The sequence below is a fragment of the Streptomyces sp. NPDC024017 genome (genome assembly GCF_040638895.1).
In the GTDB taxonomy this organism is placed as follows: Bacteria; Actinomycetota; Actinomycetes; order Streptomycetales; family Streptomycetaceae; genus Streptomyces.
The window spans coordinates 978,546-1,005,252 of sequence record NZ_JBEZYZ010000001.1 but is presented as its reverse complement, the minus strand read 5'-3'; the positions used below and the strand labels follow the sequence as shown (position 1 = coordinate 1,005,252).

Below are 26,707 nucleotides of genomic sequence, written 5' to 3'. Positions count from 1 at the left end.
TGAAGAGCGGACAGTCGAGGGGGAGCGGCCGGTTCGGCGCGGGGGTGCTGCCCGTGGCGGTGCCCATGGCGGTGATGCTCGCGATCGGGCTGTGGGGCCTGGACCGCGGCGGCATGTGGGGCGACGAGAGCGTCACGTTCCAGGTCGCGCAGCGCACGGTCCCGCAGATCTGGCGGCTGCTGCACGACGTGGACGCGGTGCACGGCCTGTACTACCTGTTCATGCACGCCGTCCTCGCCGTCCATCCGGGGGAGGTCGTACTGCGCCTGCCGTCGGTGTGCGCGGCGACGGCGACCGCCGGCCTGGTCGCGGCCCTGGGCGTCCGGCTGGCCGGGCCCCGGGTCGGCCTGTGGGCCGGTGTCCTCTACGCGATCACCCCGATGACCGGCCACTACGCCCAGGAGGGACGGTCGTACGCGCTGGTCGCGGCGGGTGTGGCGGGGGCGACGCTGCTGCTCCTGAGAGTCGTGGACGGGGTGGGTGTCCGGGCGTGGTGGCCGTACGGGACGGTCGTCGCGCTGACCTGTGTGCTGCACGAGCTGGCGGTGCCGGTGCTGGCCGCGCACGCGGTGGCGCTGGCCCTGCTGCGGGTGCCGAGGAGGGTGTGGTCCGGCTGGGGGCGTGCGGCGGGGGCGGTGGTGCTGCTCCTGCTGCCGCTGGTGTGGGTGTCGCAGGGGCAGTCCGGGCAGGTGGCGTGGCTGGTGTCGCCGGGGTGGGACCGGGTCGGGAAGCTGGCCCGGAACTTCTCGCCCGGCCCGGCGGGGCCGGTGTTCTGGGGGTCGCTGCTGCTGATGGCCGTGGGACTGAGGGAGCGGCGGACGGCCGCGGTCGCGCTGCCGCTGCTGCTGGTGCCGCCGGGGATCCTGATGACCGTGTCGCAGGTCCGGCCGCTCTACCACGACCGGTACGTGCTCTACGCGCTGGCGGGCGCGTCCCTGCTGGTCGCGGCCGGGGCCGGGCGGGTGGCCGGAGCGCTGGGGCGGGTGCGGTTCGACGGGCGGCGGATGCGGGTCGGCGGCCGGCGGGTGCGGGCCGCCGTGGGCGTCACCGGCGTCCTCGCCCTCACCGTCACCTTCCTGAGTCAGCTCCCGGTGCACCGCCAGGACCGGTCCGCCGCCCACCGCCCGGACAACCTCGCCGTGGTCTCCGCGCTCGCCGTCCGCCAGATGCGCCCCGGCGACCCGGTGCTGTTCGTGCCGTCCGTCGGCAGGCTCGCCGCGCTGGCCTACCCGAAGGGGTTCCGGCGGGCGCGGGACATCGCGCTGCGGGAGTCCGCGCCCCGCTCCGGAACGCTGTGGGGGCTGGAGGCGACCCCCGGGGAGCTGCGGCAGCGGCTCGCCCCGGTGGACCGCGTCTGGGTCGTCGCCGAGCGGTCTGCGCTGGACCCGCGCTGGTCTCCGCCCGACCCGGTCGAGCGCACCAAGCTCGCCGTCCTGGAGGAGGAGTTCGCCGTCCGGGAGGAACACGTCAGGGACGACGTGGTGCTCCGCCTCCACGTCCGGCGGGAGCGGGCCGAGGTGCCACCGGGCGTGTCCGAAGTGCCGCCGGACGTGTCCGAGGTGCCGCCCGGCGCCGCTACGACCGCTCGTCTGCCGGCGGGCCGGCCGGCGGCTCCGCGAGCGCGGCCGCGTCCAGTGCGGTGGTGAGCTCGTCCAGGCGGGCGCGCAGGGCGCGGACCTCCTCGGGGCCGAAGCCGGTCGAGGAGGCGATCCGGCGCGGCACCTGAAGCGCCCGCCCGCGCAGCGCGACGCCCTCCTCGGTCAGCCGCACCTCCACCGACCGCTCGTCGCGCGCACTGCGCTCCCGGCGGACCAGACCGGCCGCCTCCAGCCGCTTGAGCAGCGGCGACAGCGTGCCGGAGTCGAGACGCAGGTGCTCGCCGAGCTTCTTCACGGGCAGCTCGTCGTGCTCCCACAGCACCAGCATCACCAGGTACTGCGGGTAGGTGAGTCCGAGGTCCTTGAGGATCCCGCGGTAGACGCCGTTGAAGGCGCGGGAGGCCGCGTGCAGGGAGAAGCAGATCTGCTGGTCCAGGCGGAGCCAGTCGTCGTCCGGCGTGTTCATGCCTCCAAGATAGCTCGTGCCCACCATTCAATTGCGCACAACTGAATTGTGTGCTCTAATTCTGGATGTCAGGCGGCCCGGAAGCGGGCCGCCGAACGTTGATGTGAGAGGGAAGGTTTTCCATGGACTCGCTCTACACCGCTGTCGCCACCGCCACCCACGGCCGCGAGGGCCGGGCCGTCAGCTCCGACGGCGTGCTGGACCTCCCGCTGGGCCTGCCCCAGGCGATGGGCGGCAACGGCCAGGGCACCAACCCCGAGCAGCTCTTCGCCGCCGGTTACGCCGCCTGCTTCGGCAGCGCCCTCGGCCTCGTCGGCCGTGGTGCCAAGGTCGACGTCAGTGACGCCGCCGTGACCGCCGAGGTCTCCATAGGCAAGCAGGGCGAGGGCTTCGGGCTCGCCGTCGTCCTCCGCGTGGAGCTGCCCGACAGCGTGGACGAGGCGACCGGCCGCAAGCTGGTCGAGCAGGCCCACCAGGTCTGCCCGTACTCCAACGCCACCCGCGGCAACATCGAGGTCGACCTCGTCATCGAGTAACCCCGAGAGCCGACGCGGGTCACCCCCCGACCCGCGCCAGCACCTCCCCCGTCCGTCTGCTCCACGCCACCACCACGGCCTCCTCGGGCACCGGGTGCCAGCGCGTCAGCAGCAGCCAGCGCACGTGGTAGCGGCGGACGACGGCGGACCGCTCGGCGCGGGTCGAGCCGGGGGCGAGATAGGCGCGGACGTCGGCCGCCCGGCGCTCCCGCTTCCGCTCGTCCAGGGCGGGGTCGGGCCAGATGGGCGCGGCGAGGTTCGGCCCGTACCCGGCGATGGCGTGACTGGCGAGGTACCCGTCGGTGATCACCACCTCGCCGGGCCCGATGTGCCGCGCCGCCCAGTCGTACGACGGCCAGCGCGTCGGCTGCGGGAACCCCACCGGGTCGGCCGAGCGCGGCACGACCGCCCCGGCGTGCACGGTGACGAACCCGACGCACACCCCGACCGCCGCCGCCCCGCCCAGCACCCGCCGGGCCCGGTGCCAGGGCCGGGGCGCCGCCAGCTCCACCGCCAGGGCGAACTGCAGCGGCACCAGCAGGGCCCACAGGGCCCTGGCGTACGTGTAGTGCCCGCTGACCCAGCCGTACGCCACCAGCAGGCACTCCAGCAGGAACATCAGCACCAGCGGATCACGCGCCGACCGGCGGGCCCGCGCCCAGAGTGCGGGCAGGCCGAGCAGCGCCAGCCAGGAATTGGCGAGCATCCTCTCGTACAGCTGCCGGTGCATCGCGTCCATGCCGGTGTCGCGCACCAGCCCCAGGACGTCGTAGTACGGCCAGGCCACGGCGACCGTCGCGCAGGCCAGCCCGGTGAGCGCCCAGCGCGCCACGACCGGCCGGCGCCAGCCGCGCTGCCGGGACGCCACGATCGCCACCGCCCCGGTGAGCGCCGAGGCGGCCGTGACGGGATGCGTGAGCAGGATCAGCCCGTACAGGGCGCCGATCCCGGCGTACCCCCACCAGCCGCCGAGGCCGCTCGGACCGACGAACCGCACGGCGGGGGCGTCGCCCCGCGCGCGGGTGCCCGTCCAGGCCCACGCCCAGAACGTCAGCCCGATGGCGATCGCGGACGGGTAGCCCAGGTTCGTCGTCATCGACATCAGCCCGAGGTAGCCGCTCCACAGGATCCGGACCGTGCCCCACAGCAGCGTCATGAACAGCAGGGCCCACACCGGCGCCCAGGGGCGTGGGGTGAGGGTCCTGACGAAGCGGCCGAGGCCCGTCAGCAGCACCAGCAGATGCACCGGCCCGGCGAGCTTCACGACCTCCCAGCCGGACAGCCCCGTCAGCCGTGCCAGCACGCCCTGGGCGACGGCGTAGGGGCCGTAGTACGGGCTGCCCGCGCCCGGCAGGTCCGCCATGGTGTGGGCCGGGTGGAGCAGGTCGGCCTTGAGGCGCTCGACGACCGCCGCGTGCTGTCCGGCGTCGCAGCACAGCGGGATCCGCCAGTACGCCAGCGTCATCACCAGCCAGAACAGGGCGCCGTAGAACTGGTACGGGGTGAGCCGCCCGGCACGGCCGCCGCGCAGGGCCGTCGCGCCGCGCACGGCCCGCCGGACGAGGGCCGGGGCGCTCACAGGAGGGTGGAAGGGGTCTGGGGCATGCGCCGAATGTTCCCGCCCCTACGCATGCCCTGACCTCGGATCACTTCATCGGGTGAGGCCGCTACCGCCACCTGCCGGTCGGTCGCACAGCGCCTGCTGCGCCGCCGCCGGCCAGCGCGCGAAGCGGAACCGGGTCCGCTCGACCGCCCCGGTGAGGTTCTGCCAGAACCGCTCGGCGGTGAGCGGTGCGCGCACCGACTCCCGCAGCTCGGCGAGTTCGCCGCAGCCCAGCGCGGCCCGGGCCGCCTCGACCGCCTCCCGCGAGGCCCCGGCGCGCAGCAGGTCGCGCTGCGGCGGGTGCTCGGCCGCCCACTCCGCGAAGACCCAGTAGTTGCGCAGGAACTTCTCGTGCCCGGGCCAGCTCCACCGCTCCAGCGCCAGATGCGCGCCGACGGGACTGGCCAGCCCCCAGGCGTCGTTGACGTAGGCGTTCAGCGGCGCCGCCGCTCCCGTCACTCCGAGATGACGACCCACGATCACCACCTGGTACGGGGAGTCCGCCCGCATCGGCGTGGCGTGCAGCCGCCGCTCGGCGTCGAAGTAGAGCAGGGTCGGCCCCGGCGCGCGCTCGGCCCGCGCCAGCATGGCGCGCCCCTCCGGCAGGGCGGGCCAGTTGTCCACCCAGGTGGCGGTGCGCACCGGGTTGTGGTCGCCGAGGCCCTCCACGTCGGAGCTGCGCACGTTGAACGAGCCGGGCGTGCTGCGCACGTCGAACGGCGCCCGCAGCGGACTGACCGTCGCGCACAGCCACACCGCCAGCAGCGCGCTCGCGACACCCGTGAACCTGGTCGCGGGCACCACCAGCACCGGCAGGAGCAGCAGCAGAAGCGCGGGAAGGATCATGCGGGCGTGCATGTAGTCGCCGCCGACGCGCACGACGTACCCGGCCAGCAGCAGGCCCGCCGCGAGCGGCGCCAGCAGCACCGCGAGCGAGGCCCGCACCGGCACGCGGTCCTGCCGCCGCCTGCGCGTGCGCCGCACCAGCAGGACGGCCAGCGCGCCGAGCACCGGTACGACGGGCCACAGCCAGTATGGCCCGAGCGTCTCCTGGACATACCCGGCGCCCCGGCCCCAGTCGCTGGCGCTCGCCTCCTTGGCGATGGCGGGCAGCGGCACCAGGATCCCGTAGTACCCCGCCCGGAAGACCTCGTACGCCAGCGGCACCGCCCCCGCCGACGCCAGCATCGCCGCCGTACCCCTCCGGGAGGGCCGCAGCACCCACCACTGGGCCGCCAGGAAGCACGCCGTGACCACCGCCAGATCGGGCCGGACCAGCGCACCCAGCCCGAACACGAAGGCAGCCGTGCACGTCTGCCGGACCTCCTGACCGCGCCGGGTCCGCGTCAGCAGCCACCACGACAGGCCGGTCCAGAAGGTGCCGAGGCCGCTCTCCAGACCCGAGGTCATGTACGACCAGAACGGCGGCACGGCCAGCAGCACGAACACGCCCGCCGGGAGCAGCGGCCCCGCACCCCGGTGCAGTCGGCACGTGGCGAGCAGGGCGAACGCGAACCCGGCGGTGCTCAGCAGCAGACCCAGCCCGACCGCCAGGAACGCCGGGTCCTCGCCGGTGACCCAGGTGGCGAGGGCGAGCAGCCACTGCCAGAGGGTGCCGGTCGAACTCTCCGCCCGCTCCCCGACGTTGAACACGGGCCCGTTGCCCGCCAGGATCTGCCGGACCGGGCGCAGGTAGATGAGCCCGTCGTCGCAGATCCAGCGGCGCCGGTAGCCCAGCACGAACAGGGCGGCGGTGGGCACGGCGACCAGGGCGGCATGCCACCAGTGCACCGGACGCAGCGGCTCGGCGGCGGCCGGCGGCCGGGCCGAGGAGGCCCGCTGGCCGGGCAGGGAGGGGACGGCCTCGGGGGTCGCGGGAGTCCTCATCTGTCGATCAGCGCCTCGGGTCGTGTGTGGGCGCCCTCGGTCCGGCGGGCCGCGGGCAGCAGCGCACCGCCCCGCTCACCCAGCATCAGCAGGCGGACGACCCGCTCGGCGGCCTGCCCGTCCTCGAACTCGCAGTACCGCTCCCGGAAGCCCGCCCGCAGCCGCGCCGCCTCCCCGTCCTGCCAGGTACCGGACGCGAACAGCCAGGCCAGCTCGCGGTATGAGCGCGACACATGGCCTGGCGCGTCGGCCGTGACGTCGAAGTAGGCGCCCCGGCTCGCCGCGAACGCCCCCCAGTCGTCGGCGTGGACGACGATCGGCCGGTCCAGCAGGGCGTAGTCGAACATCAGGGCGGAGTAGTCGGTGACCAGCACGTCGGAGGCGAGCATCACGTCCTCGACGTGCGGCTCGTCGGTGACGTCCACCAGCACGCCCCGCCGGTGCAGGTCGGCCAGGCCGAGTCCCCGCGCGACACCCACCGCCAGCGACGGGTGCAGACGGACGACCAGCGTGTGCCCGGGGCCCAGGTCCTCGGCGAACCGGGCCAGGTCGAACCGGTCGACATGGCCGCCCCGGCGGTAGTCGCGACGGGTCGGCGCGTACAGCACGACCGTGTCACCGGACGGGATGCCGAGCCGCTCGCGCACCTCCCGGCCCCGCTCCGGACCGGCGCCGACCAGCACGTCGTTGCGCGGGCTGCCGGTCCGCAGCGAGGTGAAGTGGCACGGGTACGCCCGCTCCCACGCCCGTTCCGCGTGCCGCCCGGCGACCAGGCTGTAGTCCCAGCGGTCGGCGCGGCGCAGCATCTGCGGCACGTCGAAGCCGTGCCGGGCGCCCGGCTTGGTCAGCAGGTCGGCGCCCATGTACTTGAGCGGGGTGCCCTGGTGGGTGTGGATGTGGACGCTGCCGGGCCGCTTGGCCAGGGTGCCGGGCCAGTTGACGTTGTTCACCCAGTACGTGGCCCGCGCCATGACCTCGTGGTAGCGCCGCGAGCCCGGCGTCACATGGTCGACGCCGGGCGGCAGCGCGTCCACCGCGTCCTCCCGGACCACCCACACGCCCCGGATGTGCGGGGCGATCTCGCGCGCCTTCTCGTAGATCGCGGCAGGGTCACCGGACACACCCCGGTGGTGGGTCGCCGAGTAGACGGCGAGGTGCGGATCGAGGGGGCGTTTCGACTGGGCCGCGTACCAGCCGCGCAGGGCCGTCTCCGACGCCCTCTTCGCCACCCGCCGCTGCCCGCCCAGGGCGGCCGCGCGCAGATCGCGCAGCCCGCGTGCCGCCGCGTACGACTCGTAGGGCGCCGAGGCCAGCAGCCGCATCTCGGCCCCGCGCCAGCCGTCCGGCAGCGGGAAGCCGCCCTCGGGGAGGTGCCGGCGGTGGAAGGAGCGGATCTCCCGGTAGAAGTCGCCCCGGTCCGCGGGCCGTACCCGGTCCTCGCGGGCCAGCACGAACAGCATGTGGTCCAGCGCCCGTTCCAGCAGCAGCGGCCGCGCCCAGTCGAGGTCGGGGCGCTGTTCCAGGAACGTGAACAGGCCCTCGTACTGCGCGAAGATGTCGAAGTGCCGGCGCCCGGGCGTCTTGGTGATCGCGCCCTGCCGGCGCTGCCGGTACTCCACGCCGATCCGGTCGAGACAGGCGATGCGGTCGGCCAGCACCATCGACCGGTAGGTGACCGGCGCGTCCTCGTACAGCCCCGGCGCGTACTGAAGGGCGTGCTCCTCGAAGAACGACCGCCGGTAGGCCTTGTTCCAGGCGACCAGGAACAGGTTCAGATACTGCGGGCTCTCCCGGATGCCGAACGTCTCCAGGCCCGCCGCGGCCAGCAGGTCCGCCGCCTCGCTGCGCCCGCCCCGGCCCCACCAGTGGGTGCGCACATGGTCGAAGACCAGGATGTCCGGGTCGCCGGTCGCCGCGAGGCGGGCGGCGACGGCGGCCAGCAGGCCGGGTGTGTAGTGGTCGTCGCTGTCCAGGAACAGGACGTAGTCGCCGGCGGCCTGCGCGAGACCGGCGTTGCGGGCCCGGCCGAGGCCCACGTTCTCGGGCAGGTGCAGCACCCGCACCCGGGTGTCGCGGGCGGCGTACTCGTCGAGGATCGTGCCGCTGCCGTCGGGCGAGCGGTCGTCCACGGCGATCACCTCGAAGTCGCCGTAGGACTGGCCGAGCACCGAGTCGAGACACTCGCGCAGGAAGCCCTGCACTTTGTAGACGGGGACGATGATGCTGAAGCGGGGCACTTCTTCGGTCAGCTCCTCACGAGGGTGGCGGCGGGGGCCGGGACGCGCTCCGCGAGCGGGATCACGGGCGGGATCGACTCGGGCGGCTGCCCCAGCAGCACCCGGCGCACGACGCGCTCGGCGGCACGCCCGTCGTCGAACTGGCAGAAGCGCTCCCGGAAGGCGGCCCGCAGGGACGTGGCGGACTCGTCCGCCCAGGAGCCGTCGCGGAAGACGGCCGCCAGCTCCTCGGGTGTGCGGGCGACCCGGCCGGGCGGGAGCGCCATCAGGTCGAAGTAGACGCCCCGGGTCTCCCGGTAGACGTCCCAGTCGTCGGCGTACACGACGATCGGCCGGTCCAGGTTGGCGTAGTCGAACATGATCGACGAGTAGTCGGTGATCAGCGCGTCCGCGGCCAGGCACACGTCCTCCGAGGAGCGGTGCCCGGTGACGTCGATGATCCGGCCGCCGCTCCTGCTCGACCCCTGGTCGTAGAAGTAGTGGGCGCGCAGCAGCACCACGTAGTCGTCGCCGATCGCGTCGCAGAACTCCGCCAGGTCCAGGCCCGATTCGAAGCCGGTGGCGTAGTCGCGGTGCGTGGGCGCGTAGAGCAGGGCCTTCTTGCCGTCGGGGACGCCCAGTTCCTTGCGGACGCGGGCGACGTCCTCGGCGGACGCCGTGCAGTAGACGTCGTTGCGCGGATAGCCGTACTCGAGGGTCTCGTGCGTGCTCGGGAACGCCCGCTCCCACATCTCGGTGGAGTGCCGGTTGGAGGTGAGGTTGTAGTCCCAGCGGTCCACCCGGGCCAGCAGCTTGGCGAAGCTGCCGGTCGCCGCGGCCACCACGGGGTACGTCGCCTGGTCGGCGCCCATCGTCTTCAGCGGGGTGCCGTGCTGGGTCTGGAGGTGCACGCTGCCGGGGCGCTTGACCACGGCGTCCGCGAAGTTGGCGTTGTTGACCAGGTACGCGGCGCGGGCCAGCACCTGCCAGTACTTCCGGCTGCCGATCACCGCGTGGTCGACGCCCGGCGGCACGCTGCCCACCGCCTCCGGCTCCACCAGGAAGACCGAGCGCAGCTGTGGGGCGAGCAGGCGGGCCTTGGCGTGGATCGCGGCCGGGTTGCAGGCGTAGCCGCGGCCCCAGTACGCGCAGTACACGACGAGGTTCCGGTCGAGCGGGAGGCGCAGGGCGGCCGCGTAGCGCAGCCGGGTGCGCAGTCCCCGCGGCCGGGGGAGCAGCGCGGCGGCCCGCGACGCTGTCCGGTTGGCGGCGCGCAGGGTCCGGAACGCCGCGTACGACCCCGAGGCCAGCAGCCGGTGCTGGACGCCGACGCTGCCGCCGGGCGCCCGGTAACCGGCGGGGCGGTGCCGCCGGTAGAGCGCGCTCGCCCGCCGGAAGAAGGCGCGGCGTCCGGACGTCAGCCGCCGTGGGTGGGCGGCCGTCTTCAGCACGGCGGCGAAGAGCTGCTCGAACAGCGGCTTCAGCCGGTCCGCCGGCAGGTCCTGTTCCGCGGCCCGCGTCAGCACCAGCTCGGTCTGGTCCAGCAGCTCGGCGTGGTGCTCGCCGGGCAGGCCCAGCCGGTTGCCCTGCCTGCGCAGCAGGTGCCGGACGACGACCGCGCGCAGGGCCGCCACACGCTCCGCCCGCAGGGCGACCAGCCCGCCGAAGCCGACGTCGGTGAAGTGGTCGCCGGGGAAGGCGAGACCCCGCTCGGTGAGGAACGCCCGGCGGTAGACCGCGCTCCACGCCGGGAGCGTCACGCCCGTGAGCTGCGGGGCCCGGCCGGGGGAGAAGGCCCCCTTCGGTGTCCGCGCGAGCAGGGGCGCCGCCGGGTTGGTCGGCTCGCCCTCCCACCAGGGGGTGCGCTCGTGCTCGAAGTACAGGACGTCCACCGGGGCGTCGGCATCGCCGGTCTCGCGCAGCCGGGCGTCCAGCGCCGCCAGCGCCCCCGGGACCAGGACGTCGTCGCCGTCGAGGAACAGCACATGGCCGCCGACCGCCGCCTTCAGCCCGGTGTTGCGCGCCCCGGCCAGACCGGCCGACGGCGGCGAGTGCACCGGCGTCACCCGGGAGTCCCGCTCGGCGTACCCGGCGACGACGTCCGCCGCCGGTGCGTCGGGTGCGTCGCACACCGGGATCAGCTCGAAGTCGCCGAACGACTGGGCGAGGACCGAGTCCAGCGCCTGGGACAGCCGGCCCGCGACCCCATGGGACGGGACGACGATGCTGAAGCGGGGCATTCTGCTCTTTCTGTCAGGAGGCGGGTCCGCTGGGGGCGGGTCTGCTGGAGGAGGGCCGTCTCAGGCGGCGCGCGGGCGTCCCGGCCGCCCGGACGGGCGCCAGGAGGGCGGCCTGCTGGGTGTCGGCCGCGACGGGCTGGAGGGCATGGGGACTCCCCGGAGTGAGAACCGTGGTCAGAGGCTGTCGGTGACGGCGTGGGGGCCGGCCGGCAGCGGCACCGTGGTGAGCGGCTCCCGGGTCAGCGAGGCCGCCGCCGAGGGCACCGGGCGGCGCTCGCCGAGCGGCACGACCGGCGGCAGCTCCGATTCGCCGAGGACGACCCGGCGCACGACCCGCTCGGCGGCCCGGCCGTCGTCGTAGGTGCAGAACCGCTCGCGGAACGCCGCCCGCAGCTGGGCCGAGCGGGAGCCGCGCCAGTGACCGGTGGCGAAGATGTCGATCAGTTCGTCCTCGCCGCGGGCGACCGCGCCCGGCGGGAAGTCGCGCAGGTCGAAATAGGTGCCGCGGGCCGCGTCGTACGCCTCCCAGTCGTCGGCGTGGACCACGATCGGCCGGTCCAGGTTGGCGTAGTCGAACATCAGCGACGAGTAGTCCGTGACCAGGGCGTCCGAGGCCAGGCAGAGCGACTCCACGCTCGGGTGCTCGGAGACGTCGACGACCCGGCCGCAGGTGCTGGTCAGGGGGGCGTCGTAGGCGTGGTGGGCGCGGGCCAGGACGACGAAGCGCGGGCCGAGGCGGCGCACGATCCGCTGGAGGTCGAGGGTGTGGCGCTGGGAGCGGCGGTAGTCGCGGTGGGTCGGCGCGTACAGGATCGCCACCGCGCCCTGCGGGATGCCGAGCGAGGCGCGCAGCCGGGCCACGTCCGCCGGGGTCGCCGTCCGGAACACGTCGTTGCGGGGGTAGCCGTACTCCAGCGTCGTGTAGCGGCCGGGGTGGACGCGCTCGTGGGTCAGCGTGGTGTGGAGGTTGGCGGACAGCACGTAGTCCCACCGGTCGACGTCCTTCAGCAGCCGCGCGAAGTCCCGGCCGCAGGCCGCCGCAGGGCGCTCCTGGAGGTCGAGGCCGATGTGGCCCAGCGGGGTGCCGTGCCCGGTCTGGATCAGGACCTGGCCCCGGCGCTTGGCCAGGCGGTCGTCGAAGCCGGTGTTGCTGACCAGGTAGCGGGAGCGGGCGAGCGCCGTCCAGTAGGCGGCCGTCCCGGGGACGAGGCGGCGCGGGCCGGGCGGGATCGTGTGGTGGTGCTCGCGGCGGGCGATCCACGCCGTGCGGATGTGCGGCGCGAGGTCGCGGAACGCGCTCTCCAGCGCGCCCGGGTTGCAGCCGTGGCCACGGCCGTCGTAGGCGGCGAAGACGGCGCGGTCGGCGCGCAGCGGCAGGCAGCGCTGGACGCGGTAGTGGGTCCTGAGGGCGGCCGACCGCAGGCCCCGCAGCAGCTTGCCGGTGGCCCGGGCGGCGCCGCGGTGCAGGGCCGACGCCAGCTGGAGGGTGCGGTAGGTGCGGTGCAGACCGAAGCGGATCAGGACGTGGTGGATCCGGCAGCGCAGGGGGAGGGGGACGCCGGGTGTGCGGTAGCGGCGGTAGTGGGCCCGGGCCCGGCGCAGGAAGTCCGCCCGCGAGCCCCGGGGCAGCCGGTCCCGCCGGGAGTACACGATCGCCAGGTGGTGCACCATGCGGCGGAACAACACCGGCCGCCACCGGGCCAGTTCGGGACGCTCGTCGACGAACGCGAAGACCCGCTCGTACTGCTCGAAGACGTCGAAGTGCCGCTCGCTGGTGGTGCGCAGGATGCTGCCCTGCCGCCGCTGCCGGTAGTGCACGCAGACCCGGTCGAGGGTCGCGATCGACTCGGCGGTCATCAGCACCGGATACGTCCACGGCGTGTCCTCGTAGACACCGGGCGGGAAGACGAACCCCTCCCGCTCGACGAACTCCCGCCGGTAGGCCTTGTTCCAGGCGACCATCAGCAGCCGCAGCAGCCCCGGCCGGTCCTCCAGGCGGAACGGCGCCGGGCCCTGCTCGGTGAGCTGGAGGGCCGCCTGGTTGCGGATCGCCTCCCCCGTCCAGTAGGTGCGCGCGTAGTCGAAGACCAGCACGTCCGGCTCGCCCGTCTCCTTCAGCCGGTCGGCGATCGCCCGCAGCGCGTCGGGCGTGAGGGTGTCGTCGCTGTCGAGGAACAGCAGGTAGTCGCCGCTCGCGTGCGCCACGCCCGCGTTTCTCGCGCGGCCCAGGCCCACGTTCTCCGGCAGATGGACGGGACGTACGCGCGCGTCGCGGGCGGCGAACTCGTCGATGATCGTGCCGCACGCGTCCGGCGAGCAGTCGTCGACGACGATCAGTTCCAGATCGGGACAGGACTGGGAGAGCACCGATTCGAGGCACTCGTGCAGGTACGCCTGAACCTGGTACGCGGGGACAATGACACTGAACCTGGGCAAGAGGCCATCCATCGGTCGGCGCGGGCGTTCGGCCCGGGAACGGCCGGTGGGCCGACTTGGTTACGCCGGCTACGGCATCCGGGGGAACGCGGAAGGGGCGGCCCGCCCCCGGCCCGCCCCTCCAACTGCCTTGCTCTGATGGCTACTTGACCGCGCCTGCCATCACGCCGGACACGAACTGCCGCTGGAACGCGAAGAAGACGGCCAGCGGGACCACCATCGAGATGAACGCGCCGGGTGCCAGCACGTCGATGTTGTTGCCGAACTGCCGGACCTGCGTCTGGAGTGCGACCGTGATCGGCTGGCTCCCGGAGTCCGAGAAGATCAGCGCGACCAGCATGTCGTTCCACACCCACAGGAACTGGAAGATGCCGAGGGCGGCGATCGCCGGTCCGCCGAGCGGCAGTACGACGCGGAAGAACAGCCGCAGTTCACCGGCCCCGTCCAGGCGCGCCGCCTCCAGCAGCTCTCTGGGAATCTCCGCGAAGAAGTTCCGCAGCAGGAACACCGCGAACGGCAGACCGAATCCGACGTGGAAGAGCACCACGCCGATCACCGAGCCGAAGATGCCGAGCTTGCCGAAGAGTTCGGCGATCGGGATCAGCGCGACCTGCACGGGCACGACCAACAGGCCGACCACGCCCAGGAACCACCAGTCCCGGCCCGGGAACTCCATCCAGGCGAAGGCGTAGCCCGCCAGCGAGCCGATGATCACCACCAGCAGGGTCGCCGGGACGGTGATCCACACGGTGTTCAGCAGGCTGCTGGTGATGTCCTCGTTCTGCAGCAGCTTCGAGTAGCTGTCGAAGGTGATCTGGGACGGCTCGGTGAACACCTTCCACCAGCCGCTCGCCGCGATGTCCTCCGGCGAGCGGAGACTGGACAGCAGCAGACCGATCGTCGGCACCAGCCAGAACAGGCCGACCACGATGAGGAGCACCCGTACCAGCCCACCACTGACGCCCTCGGCGAGTCGGGCCCCCAGCGACTGTTTCGCCTTCATCGCCGCACCTCCCGCCGCAGCCGACGCACGTTGAACCACATCACCGGGATCACGAGCAACAGCAGGAACACCGAGATGGCGCTGGCGATGCCCGGCTGGTCCTCGGAGAAGCCCTTGCGGTACAGCTCCAGGGCGAGGACGTTCGCGTCGTCCTGGGAGGAGCCGGGAGCGATGATGAAGACCAGGTCGAAGATCTTCAGCACATTGATCATCAGGGTGACGGCGACGACCGCGAGGACCGGCGCCAGCAACGGCACCGTGACCCGTCTGAACACCTGCCACTCACTCGCGCCGTCGACCCGGGCCGCCTCCAGCAGCTCCCGGGGAATGCCCGCGAGCCCGGCCGCGATCAGCACCATCGCGAAGCCGGCCCACATCCAGATGTACGAGCCGATGATGGCCGGGGTGACCAGGGACGGGCCGAGCCAGTCCAGGCCGTTGTACGGCTCCTTGAAGTTGCTCGCCGGGAGCCGGAGTTGGGCCCCGTCGGCCGAGGCGGGCAGCGTGAAGGTGCCGTCGCCGGCGGCCGTCGCCGACGCCACCACCCTGCCGTCCTTCACGGCCTCGATCTTCATGCCGGGATAGCCCAGTTCGGCCGTGTCGACGCTGTTGAGCGTGCCGACGCCCTTGCCGCGCGTGAAGTCCTGCCAGGTCGTCCCCGTGACCTTGTCCGGCTCCGGCTCCGGCGCCGCGGCCGCCTTCGCGCCGTCCGGCATCATGTCGGGCGCCACCCCCACCAGGGGCAGCGAGACCGGCTCGCCGGTGCGGACGGGCGACGTGGTGATGAAGGCGCCGCCGCCGGCCGGCTCCAGCGGCGAGTCCCGGCCCGGGTGGGCCTTCGGGAACGCCGAGGCCTGGGAGAACGTGTCGTGCACGCCCACCCACACCGCGTTCGCCACGCCCTTGTCCGGGTCCTGGTCGTACACCAGGCGGAAGATGATGCCCGCCGCCAGCATCGAGATCGCCATCGGCATGAAGACGACCAGCTTGAACGCCGTGCCCCAGCGCACCCGTTCGGTCAGCACCGCGAAGATCAGGCCGAGCGCCGTCGCGACCGTCGGCGCGAACACCACCCAGATGATGTTGTTCTTCAGCGCGGTGCGGATGCCCTCGTCGGTGAAGAGGGCCTTGTAGTTGTCTATTCCGGCGAAGCCGTCACCGGACTGGTCGTAGAAACTGCGCACGACCGAGTACCCGATCGGGTACACCACGAGCGCGCCGAGCAGGACGAGCGCGGGCAGCAGGAACAGCGCCGCGACGGTCCTGCGGGTGCCGGTCACACTCTTGCGCGACTTGGGAGCGGCAGGGGGCTTGGTGCCCCCTGCCGCCGGAACCGGCGTCATGACGTCAGTTCCCGTAGGCCGCGGCCGCTTCGGCCTCCAGCTTCGCCTGCGTCCCCGCGATGTCCTTCGGGTTCTTCAGGAAGTCCTGGAGGATCTTCCACTCGCCCTTGCCGGGCGTACCGCCGAAGGCCTGCGGGGCCTGGTCGGACATGTCGAAGCGGAAGTCGTCACCGGCGTCGATGAGCGCCTTGGCGATCTTCTGCTGCACCGCGTTCGGGTACGCGGAGTTCGGCACGTTCTTGTTCGGCGAGAGGTAGCCGCCCAGCTTGGCCTGGATCTGAGCCGCGTCGGGCGACGCGAGCCAGGTGGCCAGGGCCTGCGACCCCTTCGAGTCCTCCAGGATCACGGCCGCGTCGCCGCCCGAGACCACCGGTCCGTTGTCACCGACCGCCGGGAACGGGAACACCTTCGCGTCCGTGCCGATCTTCATGCTGGAGGGGATGTTGACCTGCGCGAAGTCACCCGCGGCCACCATCGCGGCCTTGGGCTGGTCCCCGCCGGTGAAGACCTGGGTGACGGACGCCGGGAAGTCGGTCTGCAACGCCCCGTTCGCCCCGCCCGCGATGTAGTCCGGCTTGCCCCAGACCTGCGCGAGCGTGGTCAGCGCGTCCTTCACGGACGGGTCGGTCCACTTGATCTCGTGCTTGGCCAGTTGGTCGTACTTCTCCGGCCCGGCCTGCGAGAGGTACACGTTCTCGAACCAGTCGGTCAGCGTCCAGCCCTCGGAGCCGCCGACGGAGAACGGGGTGACGCCGGAGTCGTAGACCGTCTGCGCGGTCTTGAGCAGATCCGGCCAGGTCTCGGGCTCACTCGCCCCGGCGTTCTCGAAGACCTGGTTGTTGTACCAGATCAGGGACTTGTTGGCGGCCTTGTAGTAGACGCCGTACTGCTTGCCGCCCACCTTGCCGATGTCCTGCCAGCCCTGCGAGTAGTTCTCGCCGAGCTCCTTGAGGCCCTCGGAGCCGAGAGGCTTGGCCCAGCCCCGGTCGACGGCCTGCTTGATGGCGCCGGGCTGCGGCAGCATCGCGATGTCCGGCGGCTGCCCGCCGGCCACCTTGGAACCGATGAAGTTGATGATCGGGTCCTGTGCGGGCACGAACGTGACCTTGGCGCCCGTGCGCTTCTCGAACTCTGCCAGGACCTTCTTGAAGTTGGCCTGTTCCGTACCGCTCCACACGGCGGCGATCTCCAGGCTCGTCCCGTCCAGCTTGGGAAGAGTGACGCTGTTGGCGGTCTCCTCGCTGTCGCCCGTGCTTCCACTGGTGTCCTTGTCGCTGCCTCCGCAGGCGGAGAGCGAGAGCGCGAGCGCTCCCGCGGCGACGGCGGCCGCGGCCTTGGCGGCTCCGCGGTGCTGGGGGGTCGCCGTGTCCTGCTTGGGCGACCAGCGTGTCCGGATGGTGCTGCTCGTCATGCGCATGACTGCCCCGTTCTTCGTTCCTCGTCGAACGTCGAGCGCGCTCCCGTGCGATCTGGTCTACGCCCGGGTGTGCGGGGGCGGCAAGATGGCGTCGGCTGTCAAGCGGGGGATCGTGACTCCCTCGTGACCAGGGACGCGTGGCCCCATGACGCCGGGTGCGGCCGGAGGCCGTCCCCGGTCACAGAAGCGACGGCACCTTCGCCGCCGCGACCTCTCGCGCCGCCCTTTCGAGCGCGCTGGCCAACAGTGCCAGGTCGGTCGGGCCGTTTCCGAGTTCCCGCACCGGACGCCGGGTCGGAGGGTCACCCATGCGGTGCCATTCCAGGGGGACGACCGTGGGGCGCAGCGTCGCCGTCCGGGGAATCCGGCCGGTGACCCGCCCGCCCTGGAACGCCGTGACCCGCCCGTCCGCACCGGTCAGCCTTCCCCGGCCGGGAGCGGGCTCGTCCGGGCCCGGGGCCGGGGTGTCGAGCGTGACGCGCAGGGTGGCCCGGCGCGCCGGTTCCGTCTCCGCCGTACGGGCGCACGGACCGGTGGCCGCCACCAGATGGATGCCGAGCCGCTCGCCCTCCCGGGCCACGGCCTCCAGCGCGCGCATCACCGACCCGGCCGCGGGCCGCCCGGTCGAGCCGAGGGCGGGGGAGACCAGCGCGTCCAGGTCGTCGACGACCACCACGAGCCGGGGGAGCGGGGGCGCGGCCGCCTCCGCCTGCCGCCGGGCCGCTGCGGGCCGCAGCCGCAGGGTGGAACTGGACGGGGAGTCGAGATCGCCGGGCCCTCCCGCGGCGGCCGCCTCGGCCTGGGCACCGCCACGTGCCGTCGCCGTGCGCTGGGCGACCATACGGCCCGACAGCGCACGCCCGGTGTGCCACTCGGCGAAGTCGGACCGCCCGAGCAACTCGGCTCGCCGCTTCAGCTCGGCGCTCAGGGACTGCGCGAACTCCCGCATCCGGACCGGGTCGTGTGCCATGAGCAGCGTGGTGACATGCGGTACGTCAGTACACACCTGGAGGCCCTCGCCGTGCCCACCGCCCGCGCCCGGGCCGCCCCGGCCGTCGACCAGCACGATGCCGAGGCGGTCCGGCCGCTCGGCGGCGGCCAGCGACGCGACGATCGCCCGCAGCAGCTCCGTACGACCGCTGCCGGGCGGGCCCTCGATCAGCAGATGCGGTCCCTGGACCGCGAGGTCCGCGCAGACCGGGCCGCGCGGCCCGGCGCCCAGCACCGCGCGCACACGGCCGCCCAGCGCCTCGGCGTCGTCGGCCGCGTCCGCCCAGCGCGCCATCAGCGACGCCGGGGTGGCCCGGGCCAGACCCAGCTCGTCCAGCAGCCGGGCCGCCTGCGGCAGCGGTGCGGAGACGCGCGGCTGGGGCTCGCTCGCCGGGCCGTCCGTCCGCAGCGGCGCCAGCGCCCGCGCGAACCGCTCGGCCCAGGCGGCGGAGACGGCGTCGACGGCGGCGACGGTGCCGTGCCCGACGGGCCCGGCCGGTGAGCCGTCACCGCCCGCCCGGGCCACGCGCATCAGCCGCAGGGCCGTCGCCACATCACCGCTGAGCAGCGCGACCGCGCCGCACTGCCGGAAGGTCGGTGCCACCGAGCAGGCCGCCTCGTACGTCTCCGTCACCGGCGAGGCCGGGGAGGCGGCGGCCGTCTCGGCCAGGCAGACGACGTGTATCCCGGCCCGGGGGCCCTCCAGCGCCAGCCGTGCGATGGCTTTGCGCAGATCGGCGCCGCCGGGGTCGCCGTCGACGACCACGACCGTGTACGGGCCGGGGAAACCGGCTGTCTCGTCGGTGCCGGCGTCGTCGCGGGCCCAGGAGGGGCGGCGGGGGGCCGGAACGGAGTGGTTCGGGGCCGGGTCGGCACCGCTGGGCGGCTGCGCGCCGCCGATCCCCGCGGGGCTGCCGCCCGGGCCCGCCTCCGCGAGGTGGTCCTCCAGTCGGCGGGTGAGTTCGTCGGTGCGGGCCGCGGCCTGCTCGCGGTCGTGGGCCAGGAGCAGCCGGCAGTCCTGCCCGTGCCCCGGGCGGACGTGCGGCAGCCAGCCCAGCCAGGACCACTCGGCGGTGCGCTCCTCGAGGGGACGGGAGCGGTCCGCGGCGATCAGGACGATCTCCAGCGTGTCGGGGGAGTGCAGTGCGGTGAGCTGGGCCAGCACGGCACGGGCCAGACCGGCCAGCCGCGCCCGCGGTCCGGCCAGCCCCAGTCCGCCGACCTCGCGCAGCCCGGCGGTCACGGGGACGGCGGGCAGCAGGCCTGAGCCGTCCGGTGCCGCCCGGTCGGCCGTACCGAGGCGCACGGCGAGCGCCTCCGGGTGGCCGGGGCCGCGCTCCCACAGCCGCGGCCCGGGCCCCAGGGCCGTGAGCAGCAGCGTGGCCGGGTCCGGCCAGGTCTCCGGCGCGGCCGGCACGACGACCGGCTGGTGCTCCGTCACCCTTGCGGCCGAGTCGTCCTCGTATGCCTCGCGCGGTTCTTCCGTCTGCTCGCCACGGCCTCCGGCCAGTCGCCGGGCCCACGCTCCGAGCCCGCCACGCCTGCGGGTGCCCGGGGGCACGTCGGTGCCGCGGAGGGGGGTGCCTTTGCGCCCACGACCGGCACGCTGGTCCGCGAGGGCCGACTCGCCGGCACCGGCGGGAGCAACCGGCACGTCCGGGCCCCACGGATGAGGACCGGCAGGACCGGCTCCGTCCGCGACTCCGGCGTCGTACGCCGCCGCGGGCCGGACGGGGGCCGCTTCGCCGAACGCCCCGGCACCGGAACGACCCGCATGGGTGTCCCCGGCGCCGCTCCCGGGCCGGACCGCGTCGCGCTGCCGCACGGCGTCGGCCGGGGCGCCGGGAGAGGCCAGGGGCGGCGAACCCTGAGCGGCGGCGTGCTGCCCGGTGTGTGTTCCGTGAGTCCCGGAGGCAGCCTGCGTGGCCCCGGCGGTCCCTGACCGCGATTCACCGCGCGGCTCACCCCCGGTGCCGGCGATCGGCGCCCCACTCCGGTTGTCGCTTCCCTGGGCCGTGCGCCCGGCGCCCCGGGGCGGCGCCTCGCTGTGGCCGCCTCCCGAGTGGGCCGTGTCCGTGGTGCCTCGCGAGGGCGCTTCTCCCTGGGCGTCTCCCGCGTGGGCCGTGCGCCCGGCGCCCCGGGGCGGCATCTCGCTCCGGCCGCCTCCCGAATGGGTCTCGCCGCCGCTGCCCGCCAGGCGGGTCCAGCCGCCCTGGTCCCGGCCCCGCGGCGCTTCCGGCCCCGCGCCCGCGCCTCCGTTCTCGATCCTCGGCGCCCCACCCTGCCCCGGCACCACAGCCGGATCGGCGGAGCGGTGCCCCGAAGCGCCCGGTGCGCCCCAGGGCGCCGAGCCGTGGGCGTGGTACGTGGGACCGAGGGGCGCGGCCGGTCCCGGGTCCGCCACGCGCGCGGGGGATGCGGGGGACTCCGCCCCGGCACCGGCGGGCCCGGCCACGCGCACGTGCCCCTCCCCGTCCGGAGTCGTCTCCACCCGGCCCCCCGGCCCCCCGGCGGGAGCCAGCCGCAGGGCCGACTCGCCGATCCGCAGCAGCGCGCCCGGCGCGAAAGGGACCGCCCGGCCGCCCACCCGCGCGCCGTTCACCGTCGTGCCGTTCGTGGAGTCCAGGTCGGCGACTGCGACGCGGCCGTCCGTGCTCACCGTCACCGCGCAGTGCAGCCGGGAGACGTCCGGGTCGTCGAGGGGCACGTCGGCGTCCGCGGAGCGGCCGATGCGGATCTCGCCGCCGTGCAGCAGGTGGACGCCGCCGGCGTCGGGGCCCGCGACGACCTGGAGCTGAGCGGGGGCGTCGTCCAGCTCGGGATGCGGCTCGGGCTCTCCGGGCGCGCCCACGGACAGCACGGCACCGTCGGTCAGCGGGGGCTCGCCGAGCGTGCAGCGCTGGGCGTCCAGCCGCTGCTCCCCGGCGTACAGCACCGGCGTGCCCGAGCCGTCACCGCCGGAGACCACCTGGGCGAGCGCCGAGGCGACCGCAGCGAGCGCCGTACCGGCGGGCGCCGTGACCAGCACGTCGCTGCGCGGGGCGCGGTCCCGTGCCGGCGCCGACGGGCCCAGCGGATCTACGACGGTCAGCCGGATCTGCATCGCCGTCAGCGGTCCCTTCTGCCCGGGCGCGGAGTCCCCCACCCCGCCCCAGCACGTCGGCCAGTACTGCCAGCATCCTCGCACCTGCCACTGACAGTGCGCCCCTCGCTCGGGAAAAGGTGATCTTGATTGGTCGGCTCTGCCCGCAAAAGTGCCTGAGAGATGACCCACAGGCGATCGGTTGAGATCAGTCACGTTCGTTACCGGCAACCACAAGACCGAGGTGAGCGTCTTTCCTTCGAACGGCTGTGACGGCCGCTACGTAAGACCCACAGAATGACGACACTCCGGTCCGCGGCCACCCGGCACTACAGTGGGTCGGACAGGCCAGCAGGCAAGGCAAGCACCAGGGAGCGCATGACGTGCGGCCGGTAGGCAGCAAGTACTTGCTCGAGGAGCCGCTCGGACGCGGCGCCACGGGCACCGTCTGGCGAGCCCGCCAGCGTGAGACCGCGGGCGCCGAGGCGGCCGTGCCGGGGCAGCCCGGCGAGACCGTCGCGATCAAGGTCCTCAAGGAGGAGCTGGCCAGCGACGCGGACATCGTCATGCGGTTCCTGCGCGAGCGGTCCGTCCTGCTGCGGCTGACCCACCCGAACATCGTCCGGGTCCGTGACCTGGTCGTCGAGGGCGAGCTGCTGGCGCTGGTCATGGACCTCGTGGAGGGGCCCGACCTGCACCGCTACCTGCGCGAGAACGGCCCGTTCAGCCCGGTCGCCGCCGCCCTGCTCACCGCCCAGATCGCCGACGCGCTCGCCGCCAGCCACGCCGACGGCGTCGTCCACCGCGACCTCAAGCCGGCCAACGTCCTGCTCCAGCAGTACGACGGGCAGATGCACCCGCTGCTGACCGACTTCGGCATCGCCCGCCTGGCCGACTCCCCGGGACTGACCCGCACCCAGGAGTTCGTCGGCACGCCCGCGTACGTCGCGCCCGAGTCCGCCGAGGGCCGCCCACAGACCTCCGCCGTCGACATCTACGGCGCCGGCATCCTGCTGTACGAGCTGGTCACCGGCCGCCCGCCGTTCGCCGGCGGCTCCGCGCTGGAGGTGCTGCACCAGCATCTGAGCGCCGAGCCGCGCCGTCCCTCCACGGTCCCCGACCCGCTGTGGACGGTCATCGAGCGCTGCCTGCGCAAGAACCCGGACGAGCGGCCCAGCGCCGAGAACCTCGCCCGCGGCCTGCGCGTCGTCGCCGAGGGCATCGGGGTGCACTCGAATTCCGCGCAGATCGCCGCCGCCGAGGGCGTCGGCATGCTCCTCGTGCCCGACCCGGCCCCCGCGCCGGTGCCGGACATGTCCGGCGAGGCCGACCCGACCCAGGTCCTCCCGCAGGGCGCGGGCTCGTACGACCCGAACGCCGCGACCAGCGTCATGCCGCACACCGGCGGCCCGGGCGGCGCCGCCGACCCCACCGCCGTCATGCCCCACCGGGGCGCGGCCGACCCGACCGCCGTCATGCCGCCGGTCCCGCCGGGCTCGCCCGGCCACCCCGGACAGCAGGGCCAGCAGGGCGGCCCCGAGGACCCGCACCCCTGGCAGAACCAGCTGCGGGCGGCCCGCGACCGCAACGAGCAGACGCAGGTCCAGTACCTCGACCCCGGCCAGGACCCGCTGCGCCGCCGCCCCCAGCGCCAGGTGGCCCGGCCCCAGCAGCAGCCCCCGCGCCGCCAGGCACCCCCGCCCGGGCCCGGCTACGGCCACCCGCAGCAGCAGCCCCAGCAGTACGCCCCGCAGCCCCAGCGGCCCCAGCCGCCGCAGCGCTACGCCCCGCCCGGGCCGCCACCCCAGCCGCAGCAGCCCCAGCAGCCGCAGCGCGAGCCCCGGCAGCCGCGGCAGCGCAGCGCCAACCCGATGCGGATCCCCGGGCTCGGCTGTCTGAAGGGCTGTCTCTTCACGATCGTCATCCTGTTCGTCGCCGGCTGGCTGATCTGGGAGCTGAGCCCGCTCCAGGAGTGGATCGGCACCACCAAGGGCTACTGGGACCAGATCACCGACTGGTTCAACACCGTGACCGGCTGGTTCGAGAAGCTCGGCGGGAGCGGTTCCGGCACGAACTGACCGGAACCGCCCTGCGGGGTTGGTGATTTGTCGACACCTGGCGGGTGATTTCCGCCTCCCCGGTGAAGGTTGGCTCTCCGGACGCGTAGTTTTAGCGACAACACGCGTCGGTAGGAGCAGCCTTGGCACGGAAGATCGGCAGCCGGTACACCGCCCACCAGATCCTCGGGCGGGGCAGCGCCGGCACGGTGTGGCTGGGTGAGGGGCCCGAAGGTCCCGTCGCCATCAAGCTGCTGCGCGAGGACCTCGCGTCCGACCAGGAACTCGTCGGACGCTTCGTCCAGGAGCGCACGGCGCTGCTCGGCCTGGAGCACCCGCACGTGGTGTCGGTGCGGGACCTGGTCGTCGACGGCAACGACCTGGCGCTCGTCATGGACCTCGTCCGCGGCACGGACCTGCGCACCCGGCTGGACCGGGACCGGCGCCTGGCCCCCGAGGCGGCCGTCGCGATCGCGGCCGACATCGCCGACGGACTGGCCGCCGCGCACGCCGCGGGCGTCGTGCACCGGGACGTCAAGCCGGAGAACGTCCTCCTGGACATGCAGGGCCCGCTCGGCCCCGGCGGCTCCCACCGCGCGCTGCTGACCGACTTCGGCGTGGCCAAGCTCATCGACACCCCGCGCCGGACCAAGGCCACGAAGATCATCGGCACCCCGGACTACCTCGCCCCGGAGATCGTCGAGGGCCTGCCCCCGCGCGCGTCCGTCGACATCTACGCGCTCGCCACGGTCCTCTACGAGCTGCTGGCGGGCTTCACCCCCTTCGGCGGCGGCCACCCGGGCGCGGTCCTGCGCCGGCACGTCACGGAGACGGTCGTCCCGTTGCCCGGCATCCCGGACGAGCTGTGGCAGCTGCTGGTGCAGTGCCTGGCCAAGGCCCCGGCCTCGCGGCTGCGGGCCTCGGAGCTCGGCGCCCGGCTGCGGGAGCTGCTGCCGATGCTGGAGGGCATGCCCCCGTTGGAGGTGGACGAGCCGGACACCGAGTCCGCGGAGGAGGCCGACCGCGAGGAGCAGCCCGCCGGACCGGCACCGGCCGGGGAGCGGGTCCGGCGGCGGGGCGCGGTCCCGCTGGTCCCGGGCGCGAGGCCGGCCGACTCCAACCGCGACACCCACACCTCGATGCGCGTCCCCGCCCCCGATGAGCTGGCCGGCGGCGCCCACGGCACGGCCCGGGCCCCGCGCACCGCGGGCACCCCCCGCCCGGGCTCGGCCCGCAACCGCGCCGCGACCCGGCGCCGCCGGCTGGCCCTGGGAGCGGGCGCGGTCGCCCTCGCGGCGGCGATCGGCATCGGAGCCTGGCTGACCTCGTCGGACGACGACGGGAGCACACCTCCCCAGGACACGCAGAACTCGGCCCCGCAGACCCCTTGAGCCGCCTGCTCCGGCCGCCCGGCGATGGCCGCCGGGCGGAGCCGTTACGCTGGAGGGCGTGGCAGTCGTCGACGTATCCGAAGAGCTCAAGTCCCTCTCCTCGACCATGGAGTCGATCGAGGCCGTTCTGGACCTCGAGAAGCTGAGGGCAGACATCGCCGTGCTCGAGGAGCAGGCGGCCGCGCCGTCCCTCTGGGACAACCCCGATGAGGCGCAGAAGATCACCAGCAAGCTGTCCCACCTCCAGGCCGAGGTGCGCAAGGCCGAAACCCTGCGCGGTCGCATCGACGACCTGAGCGTCCTCTTCGAGATGGCCGAGGAGGAGGACGACCCGGACACCCGCGCCGAGGCCGAGTCCGAGCTCACCGCCGTGAAGAAGGCGCTGGACGAGATGGAGGTCCGCACCCTCCTCTCCGGCGAGTACGACTCCCGTGAGGCGCTGGTGAACATCCGTGCCGAGGCCGGTGGCGTCGACGCCGCCGACTTCGCCGAGAAGCTCCAGCGCATGTACCTGCGGTGGGCCGAGCAGCGCGGCTTCAAGACCGAGATCTACGAGACGTCGTACGCGGAAGAGGCCGGCATCAAGTCGACCACCTTCGCCGTCCAGGCGCCCTACGCGTACGGCACCCTCTCCGTCGAGCAGGGCACGCACCGGCTCGTGCGCATCTCGCCCTACGACAACCAGGGCCGGCGGCAGACCTCCTTCGCGGGCGTGGAGATCCTGCCCGTGGTGGAGCAGACCGACCACATCGAGATCGACGAGTCCGAACTGCGCGTGGACGTGTACCGCTCGTCGGGCCCCGGCGGGCAGGGCGTCAACACCACCGACTCCGCGGTGCGGCTGACCCACCTCCCCACCGGCATCGTCGTCTCCTGCCAGAACGAGCGGTCGCAGATCCAGAACAAGGCGACCGCCATGAACGTTCTCCAGGCGAAGCTGCTGGAGCGGCAGCGCCAGGAGGAGCGGGCCAAGATGGACGCCCTCAAGGACGGCGGGAGCTCCTGGGGCAACCAGATGCGTTCCTACGTTCTGCACCCCTACCAGATGGTCAAGGACCTGCGCACCGAGTTCGAGGTCGGCAACCCCGAGGCTGTGTTCAACGGCGAGATCGACGGCTTCATCGAGGCTGGGATTCGCTGGCGCAAGCAGCAGGAGAAGTAAGTTTGTCGACAAGGCAACTGCCGCTCTCGGGGCGGTAGTTGCCTTTTCTGCGCTCGGATGTCCGGGTTTTACATCACACTCACAGGCTCAGACTCCCGGCATAGCCCCCGTAGTTGGACATGGCGGCTGCAAACGGCCTTGACGTGTTCTTGAAAAATGGGAAGGGTAAAGCGCGGCATGCGTGTCTCTGGGGCGCATGTGAACCGGGGGGCTCTTCACCGCAGCTACCCCCGTCGAGCACAGCTCCAAACGCTGCCTAATGACGATGAGCTACTGGGGGTAGCAACCACATGACGAAGAAGACACGGATCCGTGTCGCGCGGATAGCGGCCGGTGCCGTGATCGCCGCCGGTGCCTCGCTGACCGCCGCCGGTGCCGCATCCGCCGCGGAGACCGAGGACTGCCTGCTGGGCATCCTGTGCGCCGACGAGTCGCCGGCCCCGACCCCGACCCCGCCGGTTCCCACCGAGCTTCCCACCGACCCGCCGACCGACCTCCCGACGGACCCGCCGTCGACCGAGGAGCCCACCGAGGAGCCGACCGAGCCCACGGACGAGCCCACCGAGCCGACCGAGGACCCGACCGACGCGCCGACCGACCCGGGCAACGGGAACGGCAACGGTGGCGGCAATGGCAATGGCAACGGCAACGGTGGCGGCAACGGCGGCGGCAACAACGCCGACCCCGACGGCGGCACCTCGCCGCAGGAGGAGGGTTCCTCCTCGCTCACCGAGATCGGCTCGGACTCCACCCCCGCCCCCCAGGCCCAGGCCCAGGGCAACGGTCAGGAGCTCGCCGAGACGGGTGCCGCGCAGACCACCTTCCTGGTGATCGGCGCCGCCACGATGATCGCCGGCGGGGTCGGCTTCCGTCTGCTGCCGCGCCTCGTGGGCGGCCGCGGCGGGGCTGCTGCCTGACGGTAGCCGCGTCCGTACGGACCAAGGCACAGCGCAACACCGAGGGCCCGGAGCGAAACGCTCCGGGCCCTCGGCCATGTCCGGGGGCGGCCGCCCGCCGCCTCAGGCGGTCTGGTGCGCCAGCAGGGCCACCGCCGCGATCAGCACCGTCAGCAGTGCGATCAGAGCCATCGGATTCAGGCCCGCGAGGAAGTTCTCCTGCTGCAGCCGCTCGCGGTTCGCGCGGCACACGGGGCAGCGGCCCTCGTTCACGGGGGACGCGCAGTTCGCGCACACCAGCCGGTCGTACGTCATGCGCTTGCCCTCCTTGCGCCGGTTCCACGTGTCCAACGTCCGTGGGGGTGGGAATGTTCCCCCTCCACT

General features: G+C 73.7%; 17 protein-coding genes. 6 read left to right on the top strand and 11 right to left on the bottom strand.

Annotated features, from left to right (window positions below; genetic code table 11):
- Window positions 1-65: 65 nt before the first annotated feature.
- On the top strand, window positions 66-1,646 hold the full coding sequence (locus AB0G20_RS04585) for a glycosyltransferase family 39 protein (RefSeq protein WP_361295839.1): 1,581 nt from the start codon (window positions 66-68) through the stop codon (window positions 1,644-1,646).
- Here AB0G20_RS04585 and AB0G20_RS04580 read toward each other — a convergent pair.
- Entirely contained in the window at window positions 1,576-2,064 is a 489-nt protein-coding gene (locus tag AB0G20_RS04580; protein WP_361295658.1) for a MarR family transcriptional regulator, read from the bottom strand. The genes AB0G20_RS04585 and AB0G20_RS04580 overlap by 71 nt on opposite strands.
- A gap of 122 nt (window positions 2,065-2,186) precedes the next feature.
- Here AB0G20_RS04580 and AB0G20_RS04575 point away from each other — a divergent pair, with 122 nt between their 5' ends.
- Window positions 2,187-2,600, top strand: a complete 414-nt coding sequence (locus AB0G20_RS04575) for an organic hydroperoxide resistance protein (RefSeq protein ID WP_361295655.1) — start codon at window positions 2,187-2,189, stop codon at window positions 2,598-2,600.
- 19 nt (window positions 2,601-2,619) lie between these two features.
- Here AB0G20_RS04575 and AB0G20_RS04570 read toward each other — a convergent pair whose 3' ends face one another.
- The 9 genes from AB0G20_RS04570 to AB0G20_RS04530 form a co-directional block, all read right to left on the bottom strand.
- Window positions 2,620-4,179 (bottom strand): hypothetical protein, encoded by a 1,560-nt coding sequence (locus tag AB0G20_RS04570; protein ID WP_361295652.1) that lies wholly within the window; start codon window positions 4,177-4,179, stop codon window positions 2,620-2,622.
- Window positions 4,180-4,251: 72 nt separating this feature from the next.
- Complete coding sequence (locus AB0G20_RS04565) at window positions 4,252-6,090, bottom strand: hypothetical protein (protein WP_361295649.1); 1,839 nt, start codon at window positions 6,088-6,090, stop codon at window positions 4,252-4,254.
- A complete protein-coding gene (locus AB0G20_RS04560) occupies window positions 6,087-8,327 on the bottom strand; it encodes a bifunctional glycosyltransferase family 2 protein/CDP-glycerol:glycerophosphate glycerophosphotransferase (protein WP_361295646.1) in 2,241 nt (746 codons plus the stop codon). Before AB0G20_RS04560 ends, AB0G20_RS04565 begins: the two co-directional genes overlap by 4 nt.
- Before the next feature lie 8 nt (window positions 8,328-8,335).
- A complete protein-coding gene (locus AB0G20_RS04555) occupies window positions 8,336-10,546 on the bottom strand; it encodes a CDP-glycerol glycerophosphotransferase family protein (RefSeq protein ID WP_361295643.1) in 2,211 nt (736 codons plus the stop codon).
- A gap of 174 nt (window positions 10,547-10,720) precedes the next feature.
- Window positions 10,721-12,982, bottom strand: a complete 2,262-nt coding sequence (locus AB0G20_RS04550) for a bifunctional glycosyltransferase family 2 protein/CDP-glycerol:glycerophosphate glycerophosphotransferase (RefSeq protein ID WP_361295640.1) — start codon at window positions 12,980-12,982, stop codon at window positions 10,721-10,723.
- Between the two features lie 142 nt (window positions 12,983-13,124).
- Entirely contained in the window at window positions 13,125-13,985 is an 861-nt protein-coding gene (locus AB0G20_RS04545; RefSeq protein ID WP_361295637.1) for a carbohydrate ABC transporter permease, read from the bottom strand.
- Window positions 13,982-15,265 (bottom strand): sugar ABC transporter permease, encoded by a 1,284-nt coding sequence (locus tag AB0G20_RS04540; RefSeq protein WP_361295836.1) that lies wholly within the window; start codon window positions 15,263-15,265, stop codon window positions 13,982-13,984. Before AB0G20_RS04540 ends, AB0G20_RS04545 begins: the two co-directional genes overlap by 4 nt.
- Window positions 15,266-15,332: 67 nt before the next feature.
- On the bottom strand, window positions 15,333-16,745 hold the full coding sequence (locus tag AB0G20_RS04535; RefSeq protein ID WP_361295633.1) for an ABC transporter substrate-binding protein: 1,413 nt from the start codon (window positions 16,743-16,745) through the stop codon (window positions 15,333-15,335).
- A 178-nt stretch (window positions 16,746-16,923) separates the two neighbouring features.
- Window positions 16,924-20,838 (bottom strand): FtsK/SpoIIIE domain-containing protein, encoded by a 3,915-nt coding sequence (locus AB0G20_RS04530; RefSeq protein WP_361295630.1) that lies wholly within the window; start codon window positions 20,836-20,838, stop codon window positions 16,924-16,926.
- 362 nt (window positions 20,839-21,200) lie between these two features.
- On the opposite strand from AB0G20_RS04530, the gene AB0G20_RS04525 reads away from it, so the two are divergent.
- The 4 genes from AB0G20_RS04525 to AB0G20_RS04510 all read left to right on the top strand — a co-directional run bounded on the left by AB0G20_RS04525 (window position 21,201) and on the right by AB0G20_RS04510 (window position 26,344).
- Window positions 21,201-22,895 carry a serine/threonine-protein kinase gene (locus AB0G20_RS04525; protein ID WP_361295627.1) on the top strand — a complete coding sequence of 565 codons (1,695 nt, stop codon included), beginning with the start codon at window positions 21,201-21,203 and terminating at the stop codon, window positions 22,893-22,895.
- Between the two features lie 122 nt (window positions 22,896-23,017).
- Window positions 23,018-24,265 carry a serine/threonine-protein kinase gene (locus tag AB0G20_RS04520; protein WP_361295624.1) on the top strand — a complete coding sequence of 416 codons (1,248 nt, stop codon included), beginning with the start codon at window positions 23,018-23,020 and terminating at the stop codon, window positions 24,263-24,265.
- 58 nt (window positions 24,266-24,323) lie between these two features.
- Window positions 24,324-25,427, top strand: coding sequence for a peptide chain release factor 2 (gene prfB, locus AB0G20_RS04515; protein ID WP_361295621.1), 1,104 nt, complete (start codon window positions 24,324-24,326; stop codon window positions 25,425-25,427).
- Between the two features lie 290 nt (window positions 25,428-25,717).
- The gene (locus AB0G20_RS04510) at window positions 25,718-26,344 is read left to right on the top strand and encodes a hypothetical protein (RefSeq protein WP_361295618.1); all 627 of its coding nucleotides are present in this window, start codon (window positions 25,718-25,720) and stop codon (window positions 26,342-26,344) included.
- 102 nt (window positions 26,345-26,446) lie between these two features.
- Here AB0G20_RS04510 and AB0G20_RS04505 read toward each other — a convergent pair whose 3' ends face one another.
- The gene (locus tag AB0G20_RS04505) at window positions 26,447-26,638 is read right to left on the bottom strand and encodes a hypothetical protein (protein ID WP_030837676.1); all 192 of its coding nucleotides are present in this window, start codon (window positions 26,636-26,638) and stop codon (window positions 26,447-26,449) included.
- Window positions 26,639-26,707: the final 69 nt, after the last annotated feature.

What these genes read in the sequence shown, in the direction of transcription:
- AB0G20_RS04585 (WP_361295839.1), top strand. Translation starts at nt 66, where the DNA reads ATGGCGGTGATGCTCGCGATCGGGCTGTGGGGCCTGGACCGCGGCGGC.
- AB0G20_RS04580 (WP_361295658.1), bottom strand. Translation starts at nt 2,064, where the DNA reads ATGAACACGCCGGACGACGACTGGCTCCGCCTGGACCAGCAGATCTGC.
- AB0G20_RS04575 (WP_361295655.1), top strand. Translation starts at nt 2,187, where the DNA reads ATGGACTCGCTCTACACCGCTGTCGCCACCGCCACCCACGGCCGCGAG.
- AB0G20_RS04565 (WP_361295649.1), bottom strand. Translation starts at nt 6,090, where the DNA reads ATGAGGACTCCCGCGACCCCCGAGGCCGTCCCCTCCCTGCCCGGCCAG.
- AB0G20_RS04555 (WP_361295643.1), bottom strand. Translation starts at nt 10,546, where the DNA reads ATGCCCCGCTTCAGCATCGTCGTCCCGTCCCATGGGGTCGCGGGCCGG.
- AB0G20_RS04545 (WP_361295637.1), bottom strand. Translation starts at nt 13,985, where the DNA reads ATGAAGGCGAAACAGTCGCTGGGGGCCCGACTCGCCGAGGGCGTCAGT.
- AB0G20_RS04535 (WP_361295633.1), bottom strand. Translation starts at nt 16,745, where the DNA reads ATGCGCATGACGAGCAGCACCATCCGGACACGCTGGTCGCCCAAGCAG.
- AB0G20_RS04530 (WP_361295630.1), bottom strand. Translation starts at nt 20,838, where the DNA reads ATGCAGATCCGGCTGACCGTCGTAGATCCGCTGGGCCCGTCGGCGCCG.
- AB0G20_RS04510 (WP_361295618.1), top strand. Translation starts at nt 25,718, where the DNA reads ATGACGAAGAAGACACGGATCCGTGTCGCGCGGATAGCGGCCGGTGCC.
- AB0G20_RS04505 (WP_030837676.1), bottom strand. Translation starts at nt 26,638, where the DNA reads ATGACGTACGACCGGCTGGTGTGCGCGAACTGCGCGTCCCCCGTGAAC.